The following is a 4,163-nucleotide window of genomic DNA, read 5'->3' as shown; positions in this document are numbered from 1 at the left end:
CCGCTGAACGGGCTGGTCGGGTCTACGGCGAGCACGCCCACTGTTTTTCCACGCCCTCTCAACCCATGAATCATTTGATCCGCCAGTGTGCTTTTGCCCACGCCGGGAGCGCCCGTTATTCCAACCACATAGGCCTTCCCGGTATGCCTGTAGAGGGCCTTGAGGATCGGCCTCGTTCCCGGAACGCCGTCGTCAATGTCACGGATCAACCGTGCGGCAACCCTTACATCACCACCGACAATCTTCTTTACAATGCCGTCAACCATAACTTATCTCTTCACGCACGAAAAAATGTAGTCAACGATCGACTCCGAACTGCTCTGGGGCGGGAATATTTTTGCCACCCCTCTTTCCAGCAGGGCCTCCGCGTCCCGTTTAGGAATGGTCCCCCCGCAAATGACGGGCACATCATCCAGATCATTCTTTTTCATCAGGTCCAACAAGAGGCCTATCTGTTCATAATTGGAGGCATGACTGCTTATGCCGATGATATCCACGCTTTCTTCGACAGCGGCGCTGACAATCATTTCCGGCGTCTGATAGATCCCAAGATACACGACCTCCATTCCGGCATCCATCAAAAATCTCGATACGATTTCCGCACCCGTGAAATGCCCGTCAAGCCCGATACCGGATATGAGGACTTTTATTCGTTGTCTGTGGCTCATACTGAATATTCCTCCTGTATACGGAAATGCGCTCTATACATCCAGCGAAATCCATTCACTGCAGGTCAAAGGGGCAATCAATCATCTCCAGGGGATCGTAGTGAAATCCGTTGGCCACACGAATAACGCCCATAATTTCACCGGCGGTGCCATAGGCTTTCACTGCTTCTATAATGGAGGGCATCAGGTTGAAGTCTTTGCCCTCTTTGGCATCAGCGTAAAGCCTCGCGATTTTCTCTTTCAGCAGGGGCATATTTCTTGTTTTTTTCCAGGTCTCCATCCGTTTCGCTATTTCTTCAGAATCAGATGCCTCCACCGACTGTATGGGGATGTCGTCATCTTCCTCAGGCGGTATGACCAGCTCATTTACACCAACGACCAACCGCTCACCTGATTCAATCTCTTTTTGTCTTTTCCGTGCCGAGGCCTCCATCATATTGTGGATAAACCCTTTTCTAACCGCCGCAGTCATTCCTCCCTGGTCTTCTATCTGTTGCAGGATCTTGTAGGCCTCCGCTTCCACCTTGTTGGTGAGATACTCAACAAAATATGAGCCCGCGAGAGGATCCGTCACGTCGGTCACGCCGGTTTCGTCAGACACGATATGCTGGGTATTCAAAGACATCCTTGCGGCAAAAGCGGACGGCTCCGCATGAGCATTGTCCAGGCACGCGTTGTCGATCGCAGTGCAGCCTGCTATGGCCCCGGCAAGGGTCTGTATGGCGCATCGAGCGATATTGTTGTAGGGCTGCTGATACGTCATTGCACGGCCTGAGGTATGAACCGATATGAGTAGCTGGCAGGCCTTTTCGCTTTTCGCCTTGAATGTTTCCTTGGCCATCTTCGCATACATTCTTCGAAGGGCCCGGACTTTGGCTATTTCTTCGAAGAACCGCGAACTAATGCTTACGAGTTCATAGGGGAGAAGACCGACATCATCGAAATCAAGGCCCCTCTCCTTCACCAGCATGCCGAGCAACTCCTTGAGCTGTGCGATTTCCACAGCCAGGGCCTGCGCGTTGTTGCCGCCGGACTCTTGAAAATGCTGGCTCAGAATGCCACTGCGCATGTGTATTTTGTTTCTTATGATGTATTCTGAGGAATCCAGCCAAAGCTTTATGAGAAGATCCAAAGGCAGATGATCGGTCTGTCCAAATGTGTGGCAAAAGGGATATTCCGTCACACTGCCGTGCACTTCCCTCAAATCCACCCCACGTTTTTCCGCAAGGGCCACAACATAGGCCAACCTCATACAGGACATGGCCGAAGAGCCCAGCAAGGTTATCGATTGACCTGTCAAGGGGATGTCATCCATCAACTCCTCAAATTCAAGCAACGATGCTCCATGCCAGCCCAAAACACCGGACTCCCTTCTCCCCATGGGATGATCCGCATCTATGGGCATCGCGTTAGGCCTGTCGCAGATGACCAGCATGCCCTGCGTTTGACCCATTTTCCTGTACTGCTGGAGCACTTCGTTGGTTCTCTTGGACGATCCCAGCCCTGCGGTCATTCGCCTTGTCCATACCCGGCTCCGGTACCCGTTTGGATGATACCCGCGGACGTAAGGATACGAACCCGGATCCCCAAGATCCTTTTTGTAATCCAGCCCTGCAATGTCGTCCGGTGTGTATACAGGCTTAATTTCATATCCGTAATCCGTCTCTCTTTTCATGCCGTGCCTCCCCACATTGCTGTCCTAGATAAATTGGGCCGCTTGGATGTTCATAAAATCCGCAGTTCATTGGCGGAAAGCGTCCAAATCCCCGGATTCAAACGACCAAGGTAAATCCTGTCTTCCAAATCCGGCGCAACAGTCGCTCAGGGTTTACGGCCCCTCTCGGGTCATAACAAGGATAAATCCAGGGACACATGGCCGGGAGATCAAATGTGAGACGCGTAAGCTCCGTCTTTGTCCAGCCCGTGCCCGGCATATCGTGAAAGCAACCCGGCTATAACCGAGAGATGTCACCTCTCCCTAAGATTTATAAATATTTTTACCAGATTTTTCCTGTTATTTCCAACATTTTGAAATACCAAATCGGTTTAATTAAACCGACCAGTCGGTTTTACATTAAAACAAATCACACCTTTGTCAAGAAAAAACGGATCTTTCTTTTTTTCATGATTGAAAGAATTTGCACAAAGGCCTTTCTGTTGTTTTATATTAGGCCGTTTCAGAAAACCGGACGTTTCCCTATGGCATACTTCACGGCGGCAATTCATCTCTTCATCAAGGAAACACGTCTACCGGAAGTGAAACACTTGTAACCACCTGCGTCGCCAAGACGACCTTAAGAGAAAACGAGGTGCGATCCGCCCTCATGGTTTGGACAGGGGGCCGGCAAGGAATAAAGGAATTGACTGGCCATCGCAAGAAACGCTGAAAAGGGGGTGGTGTCCACCTGTGAACCCGATAACAAACATTTTGAGACTTCCGCCGGGAGCCCTGGCGTTGATCATGCCCCTGATCCTGGCAGGTTGCGCAGCCGTAGGGCCCGATTACGTCCCGCCGGAACTCAGGACCCCCGCAACCTGGCACACAAGCCTGGAAGGTGGACCGGTCGCAGGGGAAACGGATCCCACGGCCTTGACCCATTGGTGGAAGACCTTCAATGATCCCCGACTCTCCAGCCTCATCGAGCGCGCCGTGTCGGGCAACATCGACCTGAAGCAGGCCGGTGCGAGGCTTCGAGAAGCGCGGGCCCGTCGGGGCCTGGCCCGGACGGAGTTCTTCCCCACGCTCGACGGCAGTGGTTCGGCCACAAAGATTTACAGCAAGGAAGGAACCGGTGGGACCGAGACGCGCGACCTCTACGCGGCAGGATTTGACGCCGGTTGGGAACTGGATCTGTTCGGAGGTATCAGGCGCGGCCTGGAGGCGGCGGATGCGGATCTGCAAGCCAGCCGGGAGGCATTGTGTGACGTCCTGGTCTCCTTGCTTGCAGAAGTGGCTGTGAACTACCTGGAGACCCGCACCTATCAGGCCCGGCTTGCCGCGGCAAAAGCGAATTTGAAGAACCAGGAAGAGACCTACAGCTTGACCCAAATGCGTTACCTGGCCGGTCTGAGCGACGCATTGGCCGTCCAACAGGCCCGCTACAACCTTGAAAACACACGGAGCCAGATACCGACCCTGCACACGGGCCTGGAGGGGGCCATGAACCGCCTTGCCGTGCTCTTGGGAGAGACACCGGGAACCCTCCACCGTGAACTGGAGCACCCCGAGCCCATCCCGGTGGCGCCGGCGGAGATCGCCGTGGGCGTACCTGCCGACCTACTGCGGCAGCGGCCGGACATCCGCCGGGCGGAGCGGGAACTTGCCGCGCAGACGGCCCGTATCGGTGTTGCAACGGCGCAGCTCTATCCAACATTCACGTTGAGGGGCTCCATCGGATTCGAGGCCCTCAAATTGGACGATCTCCTTTCCGGCGGCGGCCGGACACTCGCAATCGGCCCCCGGATCACGTGGCCCGTCTTCGATGCCGGGGCCCT

4 protein-coding genes are annotated in these 4,163 nt (G+C 54.2%); 1 reads left to right on the top strand and 3 read right to left on the bottom strand.

Features of this window, described 5'->3' with window-relative positions; genetic code table 11:
* The 3 genes from JW883_07420 to JW883_07410 form a co-directional block, all read right to left on the bottom strand.
* Positions 1-266, bottom strand: a 266-nt coding sequence (locus tag JW883_07420; protein MBN1842092.1) for a methylmalonyl Co-A mutase-associated GTPase MeaB, incomplete at its 3' end; no start/stop codon positions are given.
* Positions 267-269: 3 nt separating this feature from the next.
* Positions 270-668 (bottom strand): cobalamin-dependent protein, encoded by a 399-nt coding sequence (locus JW883_07415; GenBank protein ID MBN1842091.1) that lies wholly within the window; start codon positions 666-668, stop codon positions 270-272.
* A gap of 55 nt (positions 669-723) precedes the next feature.
* Positions 724-2,343, bottom strand: coding sequence for an acyl-CoA mutase large subunit family protein (locus JW883_07410; protein ID MBN1842090.1), 1,620 nt, complete (start codon positions 2,341-2,343; stop codon positions 724-726).
* 786 nt (positions 2,344-3,129) lie between these two features.
* On the opposite strand from JW883_07410, the gene JW883_07405 reads away from it, so the two are divergent.
* Positions 3,130-4,163 (top strand): efflux transporter outer membrane subunit (locus JW883_07405; protein ID MBN1842089.1); only part of this gene is annotated, 1,034 nt, incomplete at its 3' end.

The organism is Deltaproteobacteria bacterium (assembly GCA_016930875.1).
GTDB lineage: Bacteria > Desulfobacterota > Desulfobacteria > Desulfobacterales.
The sequence above is the reverse complement of the archived record's forward strand: the minus strand, read 5'-3'. Positions and strand labels throughout refer to the sequence as shown.

What these genes read in the sequence shown, in the direction of transcription:
- JW883_07415 (MBN1842091.1), bottom strand. Translation starts at nt 668, where the DNA reads ATGAGCCACAGACAACGAATAAAAGTCCTCATATCCGGTATCGGGCTT.
- JW883_07410 (MBN1842090.1), bottom strand. Translation starts at nt 2,343, where the DNA reads ATGAAAAGAGAGACGGATTACGGATATGAAATTAAGCCTGTATACACA.